The sequence below is a fragment of the Bradyrhizobium sp. genome (assembly GCF_030697065.1).
GTDB lineage: Bacteria > Pseudomonadota > Alphaproteobacteria > Rhizobiales > Xanthobacteraceae > Bradyrhizobium.
The window spans coordinates 1-3,280 of record NZ_JAUYQU010000022.1 but is presented as its reverse complement, the minus strand read 5'-3'; the positions used below and the strand labels follow the sequence as shown (position 1 = coordinate 3,280).

At 61.8% G+C, this 3,280-nt stretch carries 5 protein-coding genes and 1 pseudogene; 1 reads left to right on the top strand and 5 read right to left on the bottom strand.

What is annotated here, in order from left to right:
• From Q8R73_RS01800 to Q8R73_RS01785, 4 genes are all read right to left on the bottom strand, one after another.
• On the bottom strand, positions 1 to 579 hold a 579-nt coding region (locus tag Q8R73_RS01800; protein ID WP_305717841.1), incomplete at its 3' end, for an ABC transporter permease subunit.
• Positions 580 to 602: 23 nt separating this feature from the next.
• Complete coding sequence (locus tag Q8R73_RS01795; RefSeq protein WP_305717840.1) at positions 603 to 1,619, bottom strand: amino acid ABC transporter substrate-binding protein; 1,017 nt, start codon at positions 1,617 to 1,619, stop codon at positions 603 to 605.
• 380 nt (positions 1,620 to 1,999) lie between these two features.
• Positions 2,000 to 2,260, bottom strand: a complete 261-nt coding sequence (locus Q8R73_RS01790; RefSeq protein ID WP_305717839.1) for a DUF3551 domain-containing protein — start codon at positions 2,258 to 2,260, stop codon at positions 2,000 to 2,002.
• A 101-nt stretch (positions 2,261 to 2,361) separates the two neighbouring features.
• Positions 2,362 to 2,532, bottom strand: a complete 171-nt coding sequence (locus tag Q8R73_RS01785) for a hypothetical protein (RefSeq protein ID WP_305717838.1) — start codon at positions 2,530 to 2,532, stop codon at positions 2,362 to 2,364.
• A gap of 315 nt (positions 2,533 to 2,847) precedes the next feature.
• Between Q8R73_RS01785 and Q8R73_RS01780 the strand changes: the two genes are divergently transcribed.
• Positions 2,848 to 3,027 carry a hypothetical protein gene (locus tag Q8R73_RS01780; RefSeq protein WP_305717837.1) on the top strand — a complete coding sequence of 60 codons (180 nt, stop codon included), beginning with the start codon at positions 2,848 to 2,850 and terminating at the stop codon, positions 3,025 to 3,027.
• A gap of 40 nt (positions 3,028 to 3,067) precedes the next feature.
• Here the strand turns inward: Q8R73_RS01780 and Q8R73_RS01775 are convergent.
• Positions 3,068 to 3,280, bottom strand: a pseudogene (locus Q8R73_RS01775) (VWA containing CoxE family protein); the annotation flags it as partial.

The following is a 3,280-nucleotide window of genomic DNA, read 5'->3' as shown; positions in this document are numbered from 1 at the left end:
GCCGATATAGCCGGAGCCCGGTTCGAAGATCGGCCGGGGAACGGTGATGCCGCGCTGGTTGGCGAAGAACAGCCCGAAGAGCGAATGCGAATTGCGCGGCGTCGGCATCGACGCGAGCACCGCCAGATACCAGAACAGGATCTGGAACAGCAGCGGCAGGTTGCGGATCAGCTCGACATAGCCTCCCGCGATCCGCGACAGCAGCCAGTTCGGCGACAGCCGGGCCAGCGCCACGAGAAATCCAAGCACGGTGGCGAAAAAGATGCCGACAACCGAGACCGACAGCGTGTTGAGCAACCCGACGAAAAACACGCGGGTATAGGAGTCGGATCCGGAATACGGGATCAGATTCTGGTTGACGTCGAATCCGGCCGTATTGGCCATGAAGCCAAAGCCGGCGGTGATCCGCTGCGCCTGCAGGTTGGCGCGGGCATTGGCGACGATTTCGTAGGCGATCCAGGCGAGCGCTGCGACGAACAGGATCTGGACGACGAATCCGCTCCACCCGGCCCGGCCACCCAGCGCGCGCTGCAGTTTGGCGACAAACTGCGGCGGCGGTCTTCGGGGTTCGATGGCCATCGCCGCAGCCCTGGGGCCGGCGGTCAGCGGATCGGCGGTGCGTACTGGATTCCGCCCTTGTTCCAGAGCGCGTTGATGCCCCGGGCAATGCCGAGCCGGGAGCCGGCGCCGACGTTGCGGTCGAAGCTTTCGCCGTAATTGCCGACCGCCTTCACGATCCGCGTGACCCAATCCTTGGTAAGGCCGAGCTGTTCACCGAGATTGCCATCGACCCCGAACACCCGCTTCATCTCCGGCTTGGTCGATTTCGCCATTTCGTCGACGTTCTTCTGGGTGATCCCGAGTTCTTCCGCGGTAATCATCGCGAAAAGCGTCCACTTCACGATATCAAACCACTGGTCGTCGCCATGGCGCACCATCGGACCCAGCGGCTCCTTCGAAATCACTTCGGGAAGCACGACGTGGTCGGCCGCGTTGGCGAGCTTCAGGCGATCGGCATAGAGCCCGGACACGTCCGTGGTGAAGACGTCACAGCGTCCGGACTCGTAAGCCTTGATGGCTTCGTCGTTGGTGCCGAACGCGATCACCTCGTACTTCATGTTGTTGCCCTTGAAGTAGTCGGCCAGGTTCTGCTCCGTCGTGGTGCCGGTCTGCACGCAGACCGAGGCGCTGTTCAGTTCCAGAGCGGAATTGACCTTGAGGGACTTTTTCACCATGAAGCCCTGGCCGTCGTAATAAGTCACGCCGGTGGAGCTCGCGCCGAGCGAAGTGTCGCGCGACAGCGTCCATGTGGTATTGCGCGAAAGCACGTCGATTTCGCCGGACTGCAGCGCGGTAAAGCGATCCTTGGCCGACAGCGGCACGAACTTGATCTTGGTGGGGTCGTTGAAGACAGCCGCGGAGATGGCGCGGCAGATGTCGACGTCGAGCCCGGTCCAGTTGCCCTTGTCATCGGGCGACGAGAAACCCGGAAGGCCCTGGCTGACACCGCAGGACAACAAGCCGCGGTCTTTGATCGTCTTGAGCGTTTGCGCGGTGGCAGCCTCGGCCGAGAACGCGGCGGCGAGAGCAAGGGTGAAAACCAGGGATACACGTTTCATGGCAAGGCCTTTCAAGGGTCGTCTGGAACGTTTGCCTATCTCGCTGACGCCGATGGGCCGATCCGATAATCCATCCCTAAACGGCATGCCTGACAACCGGTTTGTTGCGCATTCCGGTCAGGAGATGGATCGACGATCGCGGCAGGCCCCTCAACGTGCAGCGACTGATTAGCTCGCCTGCATCACAGAACGACTGGCGAGCCGGGTCAAGGGGTGAGGCCGGCCTTCTGTGTCTTGTGATAAGCCGAACCGCCCCGAAACGGCCGTTAGCTGGGATTTTGAGGCGGGCCGCGACACCTGGGCGCAGATGGGACTTGGTCAATCCCCCCGTTGTCCGCGGTTCAGCCATGCTCCATCTGGCCGCGACGGGCCGGCTTGCATCAATAGACACCGCGCGACCGGCGATCTCGAGCTCCCGCCGGAACAGTTGCAAAATAAGGATTCGTGAAGCACTGCGCACCGCGGCCCGCCGCCGACTGCGCGCACTGCGCCAGCGAGGTGTAATCGCATCCGATAGACCCACCGCCTATGCCGTAGGTCTGCAGGCAGACTGGGTATCGCGGATCATACGTCTGGGCCTGCACCGGCGTCGCAGTCAAAACCGTCGCGACAGCCAAACCCGCCAAAACCGGAACGCGCATCGATGGATTCCTGCCCTGCTCGCCGCAACGGCGGCCTCAAGGATCGTATCCTAGCGCATGAACCAGTTCGCTGAACTAACATCATGGTGAGTTAAGGCAATCTAGGCCTTGACGTCGACCAATAGCGCCTGCGCCTGCTCGGCCTGTCGCTTTGCCTCGATCAGCGCCTGCACGTCGCTGTTGATGACCGTCGCCGGCGCCTTCGCGGTCTCGTCGATGACAAGCTGGATCTTGGCCTGCGTCACCGCGGCAGGCACGGGATAAATCACCATGGCACCCTCCTGGACATCTCCAGACTGCCAACGGGCCGTTTATGAATTGCAAATGGATTGGGTTAATGACGGTTTTTTAACCAGTGGTCCGGGCGGATTTTCGCGGCCCCTGTTCGTTCTCCGTGAACAGAAAGAGTCCGTGGTGCCGCGAGGCGTTTCGCGGAACCCGTTCCGCCAGGCCACGTTGAAATATCAAGCCCGCGGGCACAAAGCGCCTTGCGCGCGCCGGCAAAACAGCTGAAGCCAACCCGCACGGACTGAGCCCTTGCGACGTGCCTCTATCCTACCGTCGATCACCCATGAGGAGCCCGTGTGATGCTGAACGATCGAGAAAAGATTCTGACCGCGCTCCGCGAGAAGCCGCTCAAGATCTATGAGGTCATGAAGCGCGCGAACCTTCCCAACGAGGAAGCCTGCCAGTCCCTGCTGATGAAAATGCGGAGCGAAGGTTCGGTCAAATTCGACATCCACAAGGGACGATGGCAGATCGGCTGATCGAGGCTGCTGCGATCGTTCGCTGCGTCGGTTCGACGCACTACTGGTACGCCGCCACGATGTCCGACACCGCCCGCTCCAGCTGTTTGGCCGTCGAGCACTGCCGCACCACGGTGCAGAAGGCGGAATAGCGCGGCATTTCGGAATCGCCCCAGCCCCAGGCCATGCGCCCTTCCGGATTGAGCCAGACCAGCCGCTTGGAGCGCTCTGAAATCGTGCGCAGGATGTCGGCGCGCGGATCGAGGTTATTGGT

Excerpts from the sequence above, each read along its gene's own strand:
- Q8R73_RS01795 (WP_305717840.1), bottom strand. The coding sequence starts at position 1,619 with ATGAAACGTGTATCCCTGGTTTTCACCCTTGCTCTCGCCGCCGCGTTC.
- Q8R73_RS01790 (WP_305717839.1), bottom strand. The coding sequence starts at position 2,260 with ATGCGCGTTCCGGTTTTGGCGGGTTTGGCTGTCGCGACGGTTTTGACT.
- Q8R73_RS01785 (WP_305717838.1), bottom strand. The coding sequence starts at position 2,532 with ATGGTGATTTATCCCGTGCCTGCCGCGGTGACGCAGGCCAAGATCCAG.
- Q8R73_RS01780 (WP_305717837.1), top strand. The coding sequence starts at position 2,848 with ATGCTGAACGATCGAGAAAAGATTCTGACCGCGCTCCGCGAGAAGCCG.